Origin of the sequence: Legionella beliardensis, from assembly GCF_900452395.1 — a bacterium.
Taxonomy (GTDB): Bacteria; Pseudomonadota; Gammaproteobacteria; order Legionellales; family Legionellaceae; genus Legionella_C; species Legionella_C beliardensis.
This window is the reverse complement of sequence record NZ_UGNV01000001.1, coordinates 21,579-39,452: the sequence shown is the minus strand read 5'-3', so window position 1 is coordinate 39,452 and position 17,874 is coordinate 21,579. Positions and strand designations below refer to the sequence as shown.

The following is a 17,874-nucleotide window of genomic DNA, read 5'->3' as shown; positions in this document are numbered from 1 at the left end:
GAGGCGGAATCTTAAATCGATTCCGCTTATGGGTCAAGTGAATTATGGTTAATTTTACTTTTTTTTTATTGCTGGCAGAAATGCTGTAAGCGATCCATTGCTTTTTGTAAATTTTCTTGGCTAGTGGCGAAGGATAAGCGGATGCATCCTTCGTTACCGAATGCTGAGCCAGGTACGAGTGCTACGCCATCTTCTTGTAAGAGTTTTTCGGCAAATTCGATGTCATTTGCAAAGCCTCGTTTTTCAATAATCTGTTGCACACTAGGAAAAATATAGAATGTACCATCGGCAGGGATTACTTCAATGCCAGGAATATTAGAGAGGCGATCGACAACATAGTCGTGACGTTGTTTAAATGCTTTAACCATTTCTTGTACCGTCTCCTGTCCACTATTTAAAGCAGCCACTGCGGCGCGTTGTGCAATAGAACAAGGATTAGACGTTGATTGTGATTGTACTGTTTTCATGGCATTGATGAGTAATGCTGGGCCTGCAGCATAACCAATACGCCAACCTGTCATTGCATACGCTTTAGAAACACCATTAAGTACAATTGTTCGCTCATAAAGTTCAGGACAAGCATTTAAGATGTTGGCAAAGGGCTTTGACCAGATAATATGTTCATACATATCATCAGTAGCAATGAGGACGTGCGGATGCTTTTTCAATACCTCAGCAAGTGCTTGCAATTCAGCTATACTATAAGCTACGCCAGATGGGTTAGAAGGGCTGTTTAGGAACAATAGCTTGGTTTTAGGGGTAATCGCTTGGTCAAGTTGTTCAGGGCTTATCTTATAGTGATTTGCGGGAGTAGAAGGTATAATAACCGGTACGCCTGCAGCTAGCAAAACGATATCTGGGTAAGAAACCCAATAAGGAGCGGGAATAATAACTTCATCACCCTCATTAATGAGAGCTTGACAAAGGTTATATACACTTTGCTTACCGCCCACGGAAACAAGAATTTGATTGAGTTGATAATCAAAATCATTGTCACGCTTAAATTTATCACGGATAGCTTGTTTTAATTCAGGAATACCATCAACTGCGGTGTATTTGGTATAGCCTGCGGCGATAGCGGCAACAGCAGCTGCTTTTATATGTTCGGGTGTATCAAAATCAGGTTCACCAGTCCCTAAATTAATAATATCAAGCCCTTGAGCTTGCATTTGAGTAGCTTTTGCTGCTACAGCTAAGGTGGGAGAGGGTTTTACTTGCTGCACGCGATTAGCTAGTGCAATGTACATATTAAAGCTCCTATTTACAATTGATTCATGCAATTTCAAATCAAATTAGGTTAGAGTTGAAATGAAAAAAGTATTTAAAATTTATTCAAATTATAAACCAGCAGGCGATCAGCCTACAGCAATTGCTTCATTAATTGATGGCTTAGAATCAGGTTTAGCTCGACAGATTCTCTTAGGAGTAACTGGTTCCGGCAAAACTTATACCATTGCACATGTTATCCAGGCAATGAAAAGACCTACGTTGATTATGGCACCTAATAAAACCCTAGCTGCCCAGCTATATGGTGAATTTAAGTCCTTTTTCCCCGATAACGCTGTCGAATACTTTGTTTCGTATTACGATTATTATCAGCCCGAAGCGTATGTTCCCTCCTCTGACATGTTCATTGAAAAAGATGCCTCTATTAATGAGCACATTGAACAAATGCGTTTATCAGCAACGAAAGCCCTTATTGAACGTAAAGATGCCATTGTTGTCGCGACTGTATCTGCTATTTACGGCTTGGGCGATCCTGATTCATATTTGCGTATGTTATTACATCTATCGCGTGGAGAACAATGTAACCAGCGTAAAATTTTACAAAGACTCGCTGAAATGCAATATACCCGCAATCTACAATTTTTAGAACGAGGGCAATTTCGGGTTCATGGCGATGTCATTGATGTTTTTCCTGCTGATTCTGAAAAAGAAGCCATTCGCATTGAATTATTTGATGACTATGTAGAAAATTTAGCGAGCTTTGATCCCTTAACTGGGGAAGTCATACACCGCTTGCCACGAGTTACGGTATTCCCTAAAACCCATTACGTAACACCACGTGAAAAACTATTACAAACCGTTGAGTTAGTTAAAACGGAATTACGTGATTGTGTGAACCAATTTACTGCACAAAATAAATTAGTAGAAGCCCAACGTCTACAACAGCGTACCTGCTTTGATATTGAAATGATGCTAGAGCTAGGCTATTGCTCAGGCATAGAAAACTATTCACGCTACCTCTCTGGACGACAACAAGGCGAAGCACCGCCGACTCTCTTTGATTACCTACCGCCTGAAGCGTTATTAATTATCGATGAATCGCATGTCACCGTACCGCAAATTGGTGGCATGTATCGTGGTGATCGCTCTCGTAAAGAAACCTTAGTCAATTACGGCTTTCGCCTGCCATCTGCCTTAGACAATCGACCTTTGCGTTTTGAAGAATTTGAAGACCGTTCACCCCAAACAATTTATGTTTCAGCAACACCTGGGCCTTATGAGTTACAACATGCCGATAATGTTGCAGAGCAAGTTGTAAGACCTACAGGTTTAGTGGATCCGGACGTAATCATACGGCCGGTAAAAAATCAAGTGGATGACTTGTTATCGGAAATACGATTAGTAACTAGTCAAAATCATCGGGTTTTAGTAACAACCTTAACCAAGCGCATGGCAGAAGATTTAACGGATTACCTAGGCGAACATGGTATAAAAGTTCGCTATTTACATGCTGATATTGATACGGTTGAGCGCGTAGAAATTATTCGTGATTTACGCTTAGGCGAATTTGATGTGGTCGTAGGCATTAACTTATTACGTGAAGGTCTAGACATGCCAGAAGTTGCTTTAGTTGCCATTTTAGATGCCGATAAAGAAGGCTTTTTACGCTCTGATCGCTCTTTAATCCAAACTATAGGCCGCGCTGCTCGTAATATTAAAGGGCGAGCTATTTTATACGCGGATAAAATAACTGGTTCAATTCAACGCGCTTTAGATGAAACAGAAAGGCGCCGTAATAAACAAATTGCCTTTAATCACGAGCATGGCATTACGCCACAAACTATTAATAAAGCAGTACAAGATATCATGGAAGGCGCTTACAGCAGTGGTAAACGCAAAAATCAAGTAGCAGAATCTCAGCCAATTTATAAAACAATGACAACAGAGCAGTTGGCAAAACAAATAAAACAGCTAGAAAAGCAAATGCATACGCATGCAGAAAACATGGAGTTTGAAATGGCTGCTAAAGTACGCGATCAATTATTAGCTTATAAGGATCAGTTGAAGGATTTTAGATAAAACAGTTACCGACAGTATGAGATTTGAACCCTGAGGTTCAGGTGGGCAGCGAATGAGTTAGTTCAGGCTTCCCGCTTCAGGGCGGGCTTGCACAACGCTAACTACAGAATGCTTCCCTAACTATACGTGTTGGTTCAGAAATCTACTACTGTCGGTTAATTGGAGTATAGCAGCCCATATGAGACATGGCTATTAAATTTACAGTTAAAAAAATGAAAAGAAAGCAGATATTAACGTTACAGGTGGGTCTATTCAGATTCCAAATCCTAGGCTTTAGAATTTTATTTAAAAAATCTGATTTATTATTACCTGGCTAGGGCGTATTGATATCTCATTGATTTGCTTACGTGCCATGACTTAACACCATCAAGTGAACCACAATATTTAAGAAAAATGGAGATAGAAATGGATACCGTGGTCAAGCCCTGATTGTTCCCCACAAAATTGCCTATAACTAACTGTTTATCTATAGAAATATAACCTATCCCTACGTACCGCGCTTTATGCGCGGTATCCAAAAACATTTATCTAAGCACAAAATGGTCCTGCTTAAGATAAGCCATCGTTCTAGATACCGCGCATAAAGCGCGGTACGTAGAGGGTATGGTTATATTTGCCGCGAAAGGTAGTCTAGGTGCAGGTCCGCAGGGCCGAAACCCGGGTTTCACTTTGTTTCACCCAGGCTACCTCTTCGGCTCATTTTATGAGTAATTTTGTGGGGAACAATCAGGGTCAAGCCACGGTATTTCGGACTAAGGTTATTGATTGAATTAATTCTATTATAATTAACCTTCCGTTTGGGGCTCTGCGAATGGATTGCCATTCACCACTTGATTTATTTTATTCTCTAACGAATTAATAAATTGGGTTACTTGATGGCGCTGCTGTTCTTGCTGTTTTTGGCAAGAGATAAGCTCATGGCTTATATGCAGTGAAGCAAGAACTAAGTTTTGGAAATCATCAAGCTGTTTGAATTTTTTTTTATTTTGCAGCAATTGCTCATTTAATTTCGCTGCAGCCTTCTGTAAATTAGCGGTTTCATGTTCGGGACACTTAATGTCATAATTTTTATTTAATAATTTGATTGTACAAGATTTTGACGCTGTCATAATAGTTTTGCCTTAAGCTGTGTATGTCAAAAGTACTTTAGTTAATTGGTATTAATTTAGTGAAACAAACAGAGTTGTTTTACTAACGTAAGTGCTATTCTTTAAATAGTAACAATTTTGGCTTGTTCCGACAATTAAGCTATTATTAGTTATTTATTTTGTGAGTATCAATATGCCCATTGAGAGTAATCTTGAATGTTTACCTAGCTACCAAGATTTTGCTGATAGAATAGCAATTTTATCTTTACCCATATCAAGCAGTGAGTTACATGGGGTTATGTGCGGTTATTTATGTGCTGGTTCATCCAGCAAGGCCGAGACTTACTTGCAAGCCTTGACATTAAAAGCCAAGAAAGATGAGCTTACGAGAACAGCAGCACTTGCTATCTTTGATACTTATGTCATTACTCAACAACAAATTAATAATTTTGATTTTACCTTCCAATTATTATTACCCGCTGAAAACGCACCCCTTATCGACCGAGCACAAGCCTTTAGCCAATGGTGTGAAGGTTTTACTCAAGGTATTACCTTATCTGGTGTAAATTATGAATTATTAGAAGAAGACGAATCACGTGAGGCTTTGCAACATATTGTTGAATTTGCTCAACTTGATTATGACTCCTTAAGTATCAATGAAGATGATGAAAAAGCACTGATGGAAATAAGTGAATATACCCGCATGGCTGTCTTGCGCTTAAGTGCAGATTTGCATACCCTGCATACTAATGATAGTGCTAAACACTAACAAGGATTTTTCATGATTACCCAAGAAGAATATCATCAGCGCCGCTGCCAACTAGCAAAGCAATTGCCCGAAGGCTCCGTTGCCATTGTTGCATCAGGTCAAGAGGCTTTTCGTAATGGTGATAGTCATTATCGCTTTCGGCAAGCTAGTAACTTTTATTACCTAACTGGCTTTAATGAACCAGATGCTGTATTGATTCTTTTTGCAGGCAGCCAAGGCGAAAGCTTGCTATTTAATCAGCCACGTCAACCTGAGGCAGAACAATGGACTGGTAAGCGCTTAGGGCAAGAAGGTGCTTGCCAACATTTAAATGTCAAGCAAGCCTTCCCTATTGATTCATTTAAAACGCAATTGCCCGAGTTATTAGCCAATAAAACCGCTCTATATTATGAAATAGGCCGAAATATGGCTTTTGATAGATTAATTTTACAAACGATAAAAGAGTTAAAATCGCAGGTTAGGCGTGGCATAAAGCCACCAGAAGGGTTATATGATATTGATCCATTAATTGGTGAAATGCGCTTATTTAAAAGCGAGGCTGAAATAGCCGTCATGCGTAAGGCTGCTGAAATTTCAATAGCAGCACACAAACGCGCCATGCGAGCTTGCCGGTCTCTTGAGAACGAGTATGAGTTAGAAGCAGAATTAATTTATGAATTTAGCCGACAAGGCTGCCCGAATGTTGCTTATACTCCCATTGTAGGCAGTGGCGAGAATGCTTGTATTTTACATTATATAGACAATAACCAACCGCTTAAACGCGGTGAGCTCGTTTTAATTGATTCCGGCTGTGAATTTGAAAATTACGCTGCCGATATTACTCGCACTTTTCCAATCAATGGCACATTTAGTGAGCCACAACGCGCTATTTATAACTTAGTTTTAAAAGCCCAAAAAGCAGGTATTCGATGTGTTAAACCAGGCGCTGCTTGGAATACTATTCAAGAAACAATAGTACATGTTTTAACCACCGGCTTGTGTGAATTAGGTATATTGGTTGGGGATGTTGATGAGTTAATCACTAATGGCGCATATAAACCATTCTATATGCATAATTCAGGGCACTGGCTAGGCTTAGATGTACATGATAGCGGGCAATATAAAATCGATAATCAATGGCGTACATTACAGCCAGGCATGGTGTTAACGGTTGAGCCTGGTTTATATATTAGTGCCAATCTTCCAAACGTAGATGAAAAATGGTGGAACATTGGTGTGCGTATTGAAGATGATATTTTAGTAACCGAGGATGGGAACTATAATTTAACTGGCGCCCTGCCAGTCGATATTGCAGAGATTGAGGCCTTAATGCGTGAATGAACAACAAGTAGATATTTTAATTGTCGGCGGTGGACTGATCGGAACAGCACTGCACTTAGCATTAACGGGCAAAGGCCTTAATACGTTATTAATTGAGACTTTTCCTCTTTCTGATAAAGTTAATTCTAATTTTGATGCACGTACACTTGCCTTATCGCCTGCAAGCATGCGTATCTTACAAATGTTAGAAATTTGGCCTCTACTCGCGGCTGAAGCGAGCCCTATTTACACTATTTATGCCTCAGAGCAAGGCCGCTTTGGTAAAGCAACGTTGCAACGGTCAAATGGTCAGCCATTAGGCTATGTGATTGAAATGCAACATATTAACCGGGCTTTTTCTCAATTAGTGGACCATAAAAAGATATTAGCACCAGCAGAATTAATAGCACTTGATAAACAAAATAACTTGGCAACAATACAGCACAATACGCAAAAATTAACGCTCAAAGCAAAACTCATTATCGCAGCCGATGGCGCTCACTCCAAAGTGCGCCAATTAGCTGGCTTAGATAAGGCGGTTAATGTTAAAGATTATGCCCAGCATGCGCTTGTTGCGAATATTGGCTTAGCTCGTCCACATGGTAATTGTGCCTATGAACGATTTACGCAATTTGGCCCTTTAGCCATGTTACCCATGACTAAGCAACGTATGGCACTGGTTTGGGCGCTAAGCCCTATAGAGGCAAATCGACTTCATGCGTTGGCCGATGCTGAATTTTTAAGTCAGTTGCAAATGGTATTTGGCTATAAGCTAGGTAAATTTAATCAAGTAGGGCAAAAAGTTATTTACCCTTTAAAACAAGTTATCATGCCAACACCTATTGCCTGGCCGCTTGTATTTATTGGTAACGCAGCTCATACCCTGCATCCGGTTGCTGGCCAAGGGTTTAATTTAGGCTTGCGTGATGTAGCAACATTAGCTCAATGTATTGTTCAATATGGCTTAAGCAGTGAGATGCTTATTCAATATCAAAGCATGCGTAATTACGATCAATATGTGATTTCTAAATTTACTCATGGTTTAGTAGAATTATTTACATCGAAATTACCTGGGCTAGGTTTTTTGCGCAGCCTAGGCTTGTCTTTGTTTGACAACAGTGGTCATTTAAAGAAAATTCTAACCCATCATACGCGTGGTTTTGCAGGCATTATTCCTGATTTAGTTTGCGGTATTGATTTATAATTTTGGGGGAAAAATGGAGGCGCATCAGTTTGAAGTCATTATTGCTGGTGGAGGCATTGTTGGCCTAACTGCTGCATTAGCTATGGCAAGGCGTGATTTTCATGTTGCACTCATTGATGCAAGTGACTTAAAAATAAAGTCTCTAGAAAACCCTGATCTACGTGTCTATGCGGTTAACCATGCCTCACAATGTTTATTAAAACAATTAGGGGCTTGGGATAGGCTTGATAAAAGTCGTATCTCACCCTATCGACATATGCATGTTTGGGATGCAACTACGCAAGCTTGTATTGATTTTGATGCGCGCCTAATTGCAAATACCAATTTAGGAGCCATTATAGAAGAAGCTGTGATCAAAAACGCTCTTCTAGAATGTTTAGCATCTGAAAACAATGTCACTGTATTTTCTAATCACCGAATTACAAACCTCACTCGTATGACACAAGGCTTGACTGTTGCTAGCCAGCAACAAACCTGGAACACCCGTTTATTGCTGGTAACCGATGGTGGAAATTCTCCTATCCGTAACATGCTAAATGTACCTGTCACTAGCTGGCCCTATCATCAACATGCGTTAGTTGCGACTGTACAAACTGAAAAAAAACACCAAAAAACAGCGTATCAAGTCTTTAACCGTGATGGCCCATTGGCATTTTTACCCTTAGCTAATGAGACTTGCTCTATTGTTTGGTCAACTACCCCAAGCCATGTTAATCACTTAATGTCTTTATCACCAGATAAATTCGAGCAAGCGCTCAGTGAAGCTTTTGCCTATAAATTAGGACAAGTCAATTTACTAAGCGAGCGCCATCAATTTCCCCTGGTTATGCGACATGCTAAACAATATGTAGGAGAAAATTGGTTACTGATGGGGGATGCAGCGCATACCATTCATCCGTTGGCCGGATTAGGATTAAATGTTGGTTTAGCAGATGTTACTACGTGGTTAAACTGTTTAGATAAAACGTCAAATAAAAATTTTTCTAAAAGTAAGATGGCTTCCTACCAAAGACAACGTAAACACGCAGTATGGCAAGTCATTACTTTAATGGGTGGGTTAAAAACGCTCTTTGCAAACCCTTTACCGCCTATAATTGCACTGCGCAAGTTAGGGCTTAATGCATGTAACCAACTTACTCCTTTAAAACGTATGTTGATTGAGCAAGCTGTTGGGCAAGAATTGAACTAAGAGGCGCCCAATGATAGTTCGACTTTAGTAAAAACGCGCCAGAACCGCTCGTCTTGGCCAATAGGCATTGTTGCGTGAATAGGATAAGTGATCAAAACGACCTTGTAGCCTGGATGAAATAAAGTGAAACCCAGGTTACGGTCCTATGGGCCTGCGCCTGAGCTACGTTAATTTATCCACGCAACAATAATGCCGTCCGCAAAGAGGAGCAAAGGGATTAAAGCAAATGGCGGCCTCTAGACAAAGAAGAAAAGGATCGTAATGACAGTTTTCCTAAGCTTAGATACGCGCTGGTAAAATACAGAATCATTTGCCTTTGCGAGCGAAGTAATAAACCAGCTCAAACGATGAACAAGCTTCATTCGGGAGCACCCATGTTTATATAGACAAAACGAAGCTAGCTAACGTCGATTTACTTCTAAAATAAAATGGGCCTTATTAATTTTTAATATTTTTTATTCTTGGCGCTTCATTGCGTCGAAAAACTCTACATTTGTTTTGTGATTTTTCATTCTTTCAAGTAAAAATTCAATCGCATCACACTCATCCATAGATTGAAGTATTTTACGTAAAATCCAAGTACGTTGCAGGTCTTCAGGCGAAAGTAAAAGATCTTCACGGCGTGTACCTGAGCGATTAATATTAATTGCGGGGAATACTCGGCGTTCAGCGATACTTCGGCTTAGATGAATTTCCATATTACCTGTGCCTTTAAATTCTTCGTAAATAACTTCATCCATTTTAGAGCCAGTATCGACAAGGGCAGTCGCAATGATTGTTAAACTACCACCTTCTTCGATATTACGAGCTGCACCATAAAGGCGTTTTGGCCGTTGTAAGGCATTAGCATCAACACCACCCGTTAATACCTTACCTGAGGAAGGAATAACTGTATTGTAAGCGCGGGCAAGCCGGGTAATAGAATCTAAAAGAATGACTACATCACGCTTGTGTTCAACTAGACGCTTTGCCTTTTCTATAACCATTTCTGCAACTTGCACATGGCGATTAGCAGGCTCGTCAAATGTACTAGCAACCACTTCACCTTTTACTGAGCGTTGCATTTCCGTTACTTCTTCAGGACGTTCATCAATAAGAAGCACAATTAAATGACAATCAGGATAACTTTTTTCAATTGAATGGGCTAAGTTTTGTAGCATTAATGTTTTACCAGCTTTCGGTGGCGAAACAATTAATCCGCGTTGGCCTCGACCAAAGGGTGCGCACAAATCCACTACACGAGCTGTTAAGTCTTCTGTACTGCCATTACCTTGCTCCATCACTAAGCGTTCTGTAGCAAACAGTGGCGTTAAATTTTCAAATAGAATTTTGCGTTTGGTGCTGTCTGGCGCATCAAAATTAATTTGATCAACCTTTAACAAAGCAAAATAACGTTCATTATCTTTTGGCGGACGAATTTTACCATAGACTGTGTCACCCGTCCTAAGTCCAAAACGGCGAATTTGACTAGGTGATACATAGGTGTCATCAGGGCCTGCTAAGTACGAGTCGTCCTCAGAGCGTAAAAAACCAAAACCATCAGGTAATACTTCTAAAACACCTCCACCTAAAATATCCTCACCTTTACTAGCGTGTGTTTTTAGAATAGCAAATAAAATATCTTGTTTACGTTTGCTGGAAGTATTTTCAACTCCCATTTCCTGAGCTATGTTAACAAGATCGGCAATAGGTAATTGCTTAAGTTCTCTAAGATTCATACTACTCACTTGATGTATTGTTGTCTGTTTAAACGAAATGGGATTCCGAGATAATTTAATTAGGAAGATCGGCGTGGAAAGTTGTCGTCAACAGGCTTCATTGCCAAGCTAGTTACCAAATGTATTGGCCTATTTATTAGCAGTAATATCATAAAGAAGTAACTTAAGATTGCCGGCCTGTTGGAAACAGCCACATGATTAGCCTAACACAGCTTTTAAATGAGATCCAGTAATTTCAGATTACTTTTCTTAAGATCACCAAAATAAACAACCTAAAGACGCTACGTAAAATCCTATACTAAATATAGCCCAAAATTAGCTGATTATTAGTTTATAAGTTAAATTGTTGGCTATCCAATGCTAAAGGTGTTTGATAAAAATCGCATAAGCAAGCTCGAAACTGGCTTGCACGCTTAGGTAATCCTTCCAGGCAATAAGTCAATACTTGTTGATAGACGGCTTGCTTAAATGCATCTAAATCAATAGGCGCGCCATTTAAATTATCGATGCTAAATTGAAAGCGATAGCCTGCTGCTGTCGAAAGAATCCATTCTAATGCTTGCGGTTTAACCTCAACCTGTTGAAAAAGCGCCTGTTCTTCATACGTACGTCCATCTGGTACATACCAATACCCATAATCTACCAATCCACGCCGTGCTTTGCCAGCGATGAACCAATGAGCACATTCATGCAATGCACTACTAAAAAAACCATAAGCAAAATAAATAGCGTGAAAAGGACGATTTGCAGTAGCAGGCAAATATAAGGGCTCATTATCACCCTTTACTAGCTGGGTATTATATCTTTTAGCAAAACAAGCATTAAAGATGGTAATTAAATCTTGATAATGATGTTCCTTAATAATCAAAGTTACTTCACCTTCTAATTTAAGCTACTGCAATAACCGTGGCTTTACCGGTTTATCAATCGCTAAAGCCGGGCCAATATCCATTAATTTTTATTTAATGCCAACGTTTTGCGAGTATCGATAACTGAAGGCAATGAGACATTGTTAAATCTTTCATGAATTTTAGTAAATAAAAGAGGAAATACACCGTTGCCCGTCACGTTTGCTGCCGTTCCAAAGGGATCACAGATTAAATAAATCGCAGTGATTAAGCCAATCATATCGCTAGAAAATCCTAAATGGGCTTCTAAAATAGGCGCCACAACAATAATAACACCACCAGGTACCGCAGCGACGGCATATTTTGCTAATGCCGTATAAAAAGCAAACATAATAAATGTTTGCAACGAAGGCAGTGGAAGATTAAAAGTCAATAACGTTGCTAAGGCAAGAATTGGAATGCCAATTGCGCTGCCAACCGTGTGAATATTAATAATTGCTGGCACCAACATCTTTGCTTTTTCAGCATTATTTAAATTTTTCTCAGTTGACACCAAGAGAACAGGCATAGCTACTGCACTAGAAATAGTACTTAATCCAGTTAAAGTAGCGGGTAGTATATTCTTTAAATAAAAGATAAATTTTTTAAAATTGCATTGGCTTGCTATAAAATACCAACTGCCTAGATAAAGCCATTGAGTCGCAATAATTAAAATTAAAATAGGGCCGTATAAACTTAAAGAGGTATGCAACACCTGCTCATACTCGAGTTTAAATAAAAAGCCTAAAATAAATACCGGTAATAAAGGAATAAAGCCTTTCTTTAAAAAATTATTAGCCATTGTATTTAATACACTTGCCATGGTCTTAGACCAGGTCGTTGGCCGTAAAGAAAAGAAGATGCCAAAGAGAAAACCAATAAGCAAAGCGACATCATTAGGAATGAGTTTTTTTAAATGAAATTGCCAAGCCGGTAATAATTGTACCACGTTCGTTGTGGCGGGCGCTGTAAAATGAAAAAGGTTAAGGCCTATATAGCCTGACGAGTAACCAATCATTAAGGCTGTAAAGTTAGATACAAACACACAAGCAATTAATAAACAGACAAAAAAAACAGCGCCCTTCTGCAAATTAGACAGACAAGAAAAAACAAAACTAAAAATAATAAAGGGCATGAAAAACTCAAGTATCGTTTTCATACTTAAGCTAAGCGCATAACTTACAGATTTAATTTCAGTAGGTACATAAGAGCCAGCCAAGATAGGAAAAATTATTACAATCAACAACATACAAAGTAATTTAAATTTTTTTAAGTCAAACAGCATGTTATTCCTTTAATTTATTCTTAATGTAAAACGCGTAAAAACTACATGGATGTCTAGTTTTCGTCAATTAAAAATTAGTTTTTACTTACACAAGGGCATTAATTTTAAATCATTTTAATTTTAAAAGGAGCATGTTCGAGACTAGGTAAGTATGTAAATTGATAACACTAAGAAGGCAGCTGCAAATGATTAAATTGAATAAAAAATCTCCCTGCTTATTTAACAGGGAGATTTTCCTAGAATAGGTGAATTAACTATTGCTTTCAATAAAAGCACTTAATTGAGATTTAGACAATAATCCCATTTTGATCGCTTCAACTTGGCCATTTTTAAAGAGAATAAGTGTAGGGATACTCATCACGCCATATTGTGACGGTATTCTTGGGTTGTCATCGATGTTAAGCTTAGCAAACGTGATATTTTCACTATGATTTGCGGCGACTTCCTCTAAAATTGGTGTTAATGCACGACAAGGACCACACCATTCTGCCCAAAAATCAACTAATACAGGCTTGCTTGATTTAAGCACTTCTTCTTCAAAATTTGTGTCAGTAATAGTCTTGATGGTATTGCTCATTATGAAAACCTCACTAAATTAAAGTTGCTGTAGAACATTATAGATCACCACAAATCGCTTGCAACACACTTAGTGCAACTATTGCGGCAGTTTCGGTACGAAGAATACGCGGCCCGAGACTTAAGGGTAAAAATTGCTGTGCATCGAGGCAATCTAATTCATCCAAACTTAACCCGCCTTCAGGGCCAATAACTAATCCTATTTCAGCTAATTTTTGATCAAAACGACTCAGTGTTTTTTTACCAGTTGGGGATAAAACAAGCTTTAAAGCAGGTAGAGGGTTATCTAAATACTGCTTTAATGAAATGATTGGCAAAATAGGGGGAATTTTGTTGCGGCCAGATTGTTCACAAGCAGCTATCGCAATTGCCTGCCACTGTAGGCGTTTTTTCTCAAGCCGGGCAGCATCTAATTTTACGGCACAGCGCTCAGTTATAAGCGGTGTAATGCTAGCGACACCCAGCTCGACAGCTTTTTGTACCACCATCTCCATCCGCTCGCCCTTTGAAATTGCTTGGGCTAAGTGAATTGAGCAGGGCGATTCTCGATTTACTTCATGGCACGTTAGAATTTTTACCCATACTTTTTTTTTAGCCACACTGATAATTTCAGCATTGAATTCCTGATTATCACCGCAAAATAAGGTTAAATGCTGACCTGGCTGCATTCGTAAAACAACACCAACATGCTGCCCTGCCTCGCTACTTAATTCTATTAATTGACCTACTTGATAATAGCCTGGCTGATAGATACGTACTTCTCTCACTACTTGACCTATTTAAATAGAGTATTGTGCTTATGTTACCTGAATACTAGATAACAATTAATCTACTTTAATTTTCGTTGTAATCAGTTAAGTTTGTTAAGGTAAGCTAGTTATTCTTTTATCATAAATTTATAGTTTAAAATATATAGTTGACAAATTGAACATGACCTATTACCGTGAGCTCGCTTCATTCCTTAAATGGCTGTGAAACTAAAAGCTTAAATGGTAAAGAGTCAATGCGTTATACTGGAGAATTAATTACATGAGCACAACCCGTTTAGAATCCGATAGTATGGGCGAGATTGCTGTTGCAGCTGATCGTTATTGGGGTGCGCAAACTGAGCGCTCTTTACACCATTTTAATATTGGCCGTGATCTTATGCCTATTGAGGTAATCCATGCATTCGGCATTTTAAAAAAAGCAGCGGCCCTTACTAACGTTGAGTTAGGGAAACTACCTGAAGACAGAGCTAAACTAATTATCCAAGCAGCTGAAGAAGTCCATAAAGGCTTATTAGACGATCATTTTCCGTTACATGTTTGGCAGACCGGTAGTGGTACGCAATCAAATATGAATGTCAATGAGGTTATCGCCAATCGAGCCATTGAATTGGCTGGAGGTACGTTAGGTAGTAAAACACCTATTCATCCCAATGACATGGTTAATATGTCGCAGTCATCTAATGATACGTTCCCTACGGCAATGCACATAGCCGCGGCGTTGGCTGTTCATAATCATTTAATACCGGAAGTTCGTCGCCTACGTGATGCATTAGCGGCCAAACAAGATGAATTTAAAGACATTGTCAAAATTGGGCGTACACATTTGCAAGATGCCGTGCCACTTACGCTTGGGCAAGAATTTTCTGGTTATGTTGCTCAACTTGACGCATGCCTGCATTGGATTGAAAATGTTATACCACAATTGTTTGAATTAGCGATAGGTGGTACAGCCGTAGGAACAGGGCTAAATACTCATCCTCAGTTTGCTACTAAAGTAGCACAACACATTGCCACAATTACGGGCTTACCCTTTATTTCAGCCCCTAACAAATTTGCAGCGTTAGCATCACATGAGCCTTTAGTCATGGCACATGGTACCTTAAAAACGCTAGCTTGCGCTTTAATGAAAATTGCTAATGATGTACGCTGGCTTGGTTCTGGCCCACGTTGCGGCATTGGGGAATTAATTTTACCTGAGAATGAACCCGGCTCTTCTATTATGCCAGGTAAAGTTAATCCAACTCAATGCGAAGCCATGACCATGGTTTGTACGCAAGTACTGGGGAATGATACAACAGTTGGTATTGCTGGCAGCCAAGGAAACTTTGAACTGAATGTGTTTAAGCCGGTTATTATTTTTAACTTTTTACACTCTGTAAATCTTTTGGTAGATACTTGCCACTCATTTAGAGAATTTTGTGTAGAAGGCTTAGCCGCTCATCGAGAACAAATTGATTATTACCTGCAGCATTCGTTAATGTTAGTCACTGCATTAAATCAACATATTGGCTATGACAAAGCAGCAACAATCGCTAAAACAGCTCATCATGAAAACATTTCCTTACAAGAAGCGGCCATAAAGCTAGGCTTCTTAACTGCTGAGCAATTTAAAGAGTATGTTAACCCCAAAGATATGATTGCGCCGCGTTAATTAGTATTGATTTTAAGCTAGTTTATAAAGGTTGAGCTAAAGCTCAACTTCTATAAACTTAAGCTAAGTATCAATAGTATTAATTTGTCTGTAAATCACGTAAATAGCCACTTACCTGTTCAACGTTATTACTAAAAATCCACTCAATGCCGCGATTTAACTCGCGGTATAAGCAATTTTTAGAATCAATAAAACCAACACCTACTTTTTGCCGAGCTTTACGTAAATTGTGAATGTGATGCGCTTTTAATAATAGATAATGAGCTAAAACACCACCGTAGCTTTTCTCTATACTTACTTTACAAAAATGGGGAACATTATGATACAAAGGCACTAATAATAGAGATTCCCTAGGAAAATGTGTTTGTATTAACTGAAATAACGATTCGCTTAAGGAAAGCAAGTGGTAATCTTGACCAGGAGTAAGCGGTTTTAAAATTTCAATTAATGCGTCCACTTGAGAGAAAGGCGCTTTGATTTCAATGAATAAATGCATTTTCTTACCGTAACGTTCTACGATTTCGGCAAGACTTGGCAATAAGGGTGCTTCTTGACATAGCTGTTTATGTGTAAGTGCACTAATTGTTAAATTTTTTTTCCATAATCTTTTTAAGGTTGGATCATGGTTAACAACAATAATTTGATCAGAGGTCGCACGTACATCAAGCTCAATACCCCAACAGCCCAGTGCTAACGCCTTCGCAAAAGCAGCATCCGTATTTTCTAAGCAAGCATTTTGATTATTATGGGCACCGCGATGCGCAATTAGCCGCGCTTTATTGATGGCCTCTGTGGACGGTTTAGGTTGTGGTTTGCAAGCAAAATAAGTATCAACCCCTTTGCTAAGTAGATCAAGCAATATCATAACTTATTATTCCAACGGTAATTAATATAAATTCGCTACAAAAAATAGCTGATTTAATGGTTAATATAAATGAGCTACTTATTTATAACTATACTTTTTAAGAAAGAGTATGATAACGGTTGACAGTTTAACTGTTCTTCAGTAACGTACGCCAAATAATGCCGAGGTGGTGGAATTGGTAGACACGCTAGCTTCAGGTGCTAGTGGGGGCAACTCCGTGGAGGTTCGAGTCCTCTTCTCGGTACCATAAATTATTTACTTATCTAAATAAGTTGTGCCATAAGTAGCCTGTTTGCTTTGCAAACAGGCTACGACAATAGTTATTTAAGCTGTGATTATCTTACCTAATGCTTGTCCGTATTGAATCGTGTCACCTGCCTTTAAACCGTCAAGCCAGTGGACTTGTTGGCCATTAGCAAAAAGCAATACCACGGTTGATCCTAGCTTAAAGTAACCCATTTCGTCACCTTGATGTAAGACTTTAGGTTTATCAAGATAACTAAAATACTGCTGTTTTTTAGCACGCTGAAGGTCACCTAACCAACTTGTACCAATTGCTCCGACAATCGTTGCCCCAACGAGTACCATGGCCATAAGACCTGCCTCAGTATCATAAAAGGCAACTAATCGCTCATTACGGGCAAATAACTTACGCACAACACGAGCAGTTGTTGGTTGGACTGAAAATAATTTTCCTGGTAGGTAAACCATATGGCGCAACGTTGCAGTCATTGGCATATGCACGCGATGATAATCTTTAGGCGACAAGTACAAAGTCGCAAACCGCCCAGAAATAAATTGGTCGCTTAATTGTTTATCGCATGCTAAAAACTCTTCAACGGTATAATAGCGGCCTTTGGCCTGCAGAATCTGGCCTTTTTTAATTTCCCCTAATTCACTTATTACTCCATCAACAGGCGACACGATATCTGCCGCTGCTAAAGGCCTTTTACCTGGCTTTAATTGTCTAATAAAGAAGTCATTAAAGCAGGCGTAATTCAGTGGATTTTCTTCACAGGCATCACTCATTATTACGTCATATTTTTTTACAAAACGACGTATTAAATGATTTTTAATCATAGGGACTTTAACTGCCGCAAGCAAGCCTGCAAAATTAGTTAAGGTATGTTTTGGCGTAAGATACTGCGGTAAAGTTTTTAGGTAATCAGTAAACATAATTAACATCAATAAAAGTGTAACGCATCATAACCCGAAAAAAGTCTCCTTGTCATGTTTCATGCATTGCAGCCACTCATACGAAGTTTCT

15 protein-coding genes, 1 tRNA gene and 1 other RNA gene are annotated in these 17,874 nt (G+C 39.0%); 7 read left to right on the top strand and 10 right to left on the bottom strand.

Features of this window, described 5'->3' with window-relative positions; genetic code table 11:
• Positions 1-65: 65 nt before the first annotated feature.
• On the bottom strand, positions 66-1,247 hold the full coding sequence (locus DYE47_RS00140) for a pyridoxal phosphate-dependent aminotransferase (RefSeq protein WP_115301330.1): 1,182 nt from the start codon (positions 1,245-1,247) through the stop codon (positions 66-68).
• A gap of 61 nt (positions 1,248-1,308) precedes the next feature.
• Between DYE47_RS00140 and uvrB the strand changes: the two genes are divergently transcribed.
• Positions 1,309-3,306, top strand: coding sequence for an excinuclease ABC subunit UvrB (gene uvrB / locus DYE47_RS00135; protein ID WP_115301329.1), 1,998 nt, complete (start codon positions 1,309-1,311; stop codon positions 3,304-3,306).
• 1 nt (position 3,307) lies between these two features.
• Here the strand turns inward: uvrB and ssrS are convergent.
• Together ssrS and DYE47_RS00125 are read right to left on the bottom strand one after the other, a co-directional pair.
• A non-coding RNA gene (ssrS, locus tag DYE47_RS00130) (6S RNA) lies at positions 3,308-3,467 on the bottom strand.
• Between the two features lie 624 nt (positions 3,468-4,091).
• Entirely contained in the window at positions 4,092-4,415 is a 324-nt protein-coding gene (locus tag DYE47_RS00125; RefSeq protein WP_115301328.1) for a cell division protein ZapA, read from the bottom strand.
• 172 nt (positions 4,416-4,587) lie between these two features.
• Here DYE47_RS00125 and DYE47_RS00120 point away from each other — a divergent pair, with 172 nt between their 5' ends.
• The 4 genes from DYE47_RS00120 to DYE47_RS00105 are packed head-to-tail and all read left to right on the top strand — an operon-like array spanning position 4,588 to position 8,855.
• Positions 4,588-5,163 (top strand): UPF0149 family protein, encoded by a 576-nt coding sequence (locus tag DYE47_RS00120; protein ID WP_115301327.1) that lies wholly within the window; start codon positions 4,588-4,590, stop codon positions 5,161-5,163.
• Positions 5,164-5,175: 12 nt separating this feature from the next.
• Positions 5,176-6,483, top strand: coding sequence for a Xaa-Pro aminopeptidase (gene pepP / locus DYE47_RS00115; protein WP_115301326.1), 1,308 nt, complete (start codon positions 5,176-5,178; stop codon positions 6,481-6,483).
• On the top strand, positions 6,476-7,666 hold the full coding sequence (locus DYE47_RS00110; RefSeq protein WP_115301325.1) for an FAD-dependent monooxygenase: 1,191 nt from the start codon (positions 6,476-6,478) through the stop codon (positions 7,664-7,666). The genes pepP and DYE47_RS00110 overlap by 8 nt, the downstream gene beginning before the upstream one ends.
• A 13-nt stretch (positions 7,667-7,679) precedes the next feature.
• Positions 7,680-8,855 (top strand): FAD-dependent monooxygenase, encoded by a 1,176-nt coding sequence (locus tag DYE47_RS00105; RefSeq protein WP_115301324.1) that lies wholly within the window; start codon positions 7,680-7,682, stop codon positions 8,853-8,855.
• Between the two features lie 455 nt (positions 8,856-9,310).
• On the opposite strand, the gene rho is transcribed toward DYE47_RS00105, so the two are convergent.
• The 5 genes from rho to DYE47_RS00080 all read right to left on the bottom strand — a co-directional run bounded on the left by rho (position 9,311) and on the right by DYE47_RS00080 (position 14,088).
• Positions 9,311-10,573, bottom strand: a complete 1,263-nt coding sequence (gene rho / locus DYE47_RS00100; RefSeq protein WP_115301323.1) for a transcription termination factor Rho — start codon at positions 10,571-10,573, stop codon at positions 9,311-9,313.
• Positions 10,574-10,904: 331 nt separating this feature from the next.
• Positions 10,905-11,441, bottom strand: a complete 537-nt coding sequence (locus DYE47_RS00095) for an elongation factor P hydroxylase (protein ID WP_115301322.1) — start codon at positions 11,439-11,441, stop codon at positions 10,905-10,907.
• A gap of 83 nt (positions 11,442-11,524) precedes the next feature.
• A complete protein-coding gene (locus DYE47_RS00090) occupies positions 11,525-12,745 on the bottom strand; it encodes a cation:dicarboxylate symporter family transporter (protein ID WP_115301321.1) in 1,221 nt (406 codons plus the stop codon).
• Between the two features lie 250 nt (positions 12,746-12,995).
• Entirely contained in the window at positions 12,996-13,322 is a 327-nt protein-coding gene (gene trxA, locus DYE47_RS00085; RefSeq protein WP_115301320.1) for a thioredoxin, read from the bottom strand.
• Between the two features lie 37 nt (positions 13,323-13,359).
• Positions 13,360-14,088, bottom strand: a complete 729-nt coding sequence (locus DYE47_RS00080; RefSeq protein WP_115301319.1) for a 16S rRNA (uracil(1498)-N(3))-methyltransferase — start codon at positions 14,086-14,088, stop codon at positions 13,360-13,362.
• Between the two features lie 262 nt (positions 14,089-14,350).
• Here DYE47_RS00080 and fumC point away from each other — a divergent pair, with 262 nt between their 5' ends.
• Positions 14,351-15,742, top strand: a complete 1,392-nt coding sequence (gene fumC, locus DYE47_RS00075; protein ID WP_115301318.1) for a class II fumarate hydratase — start codon at positions 14,351-14,353, stop codon at positions 15,740-15,742.
• Between the two features lie 79 nt (positions 15,743-15,821).
• Here fumC and DYE47_RS00070 read toward each other — a convergent pair whose 3' ends face one another.
• Positions 15,822-16,607, bottom strand: a complete 786-nt coding sequence (locus DYE47_RS00070; protein ID WP_341273387.1) for a glycerophosphodiester phosphodiesterase — start codon at positions 16,605-16,607, stop codon at positions 15,822-15,824.
• 160 nt (positions 16,608-16,767) lie between these two features.
• Here DYE47_RS00070 and DYE47_RS00065 point away from each other — a divergent pair.
• Positions 16,768-16,854: transfer RNA gene (locus DYE47_RS00065), tRNA-Leu, on the top strand.
• A gap of 77 nt (positions 16,855-16,931) precedes the next feature.
• Here the strand turns inward: DYE47_RS00065 and asd are convergent.
• Positions 16,932-17,783 carry an archaetidylserine decarboxylase gene (asd, locus tag DYE47_RS00060; RefSeq protein WP_115303965.1) on the bottom strand — a complete coding sequence of 284 codons (852 nt, stop codon included), beginning with the start codon at positions 17,781-17,783 and terminating at the stop codon, positions 16,932-16,934.
• Positions 17,784-17,874: the final 91 nt, after the last annotated feature.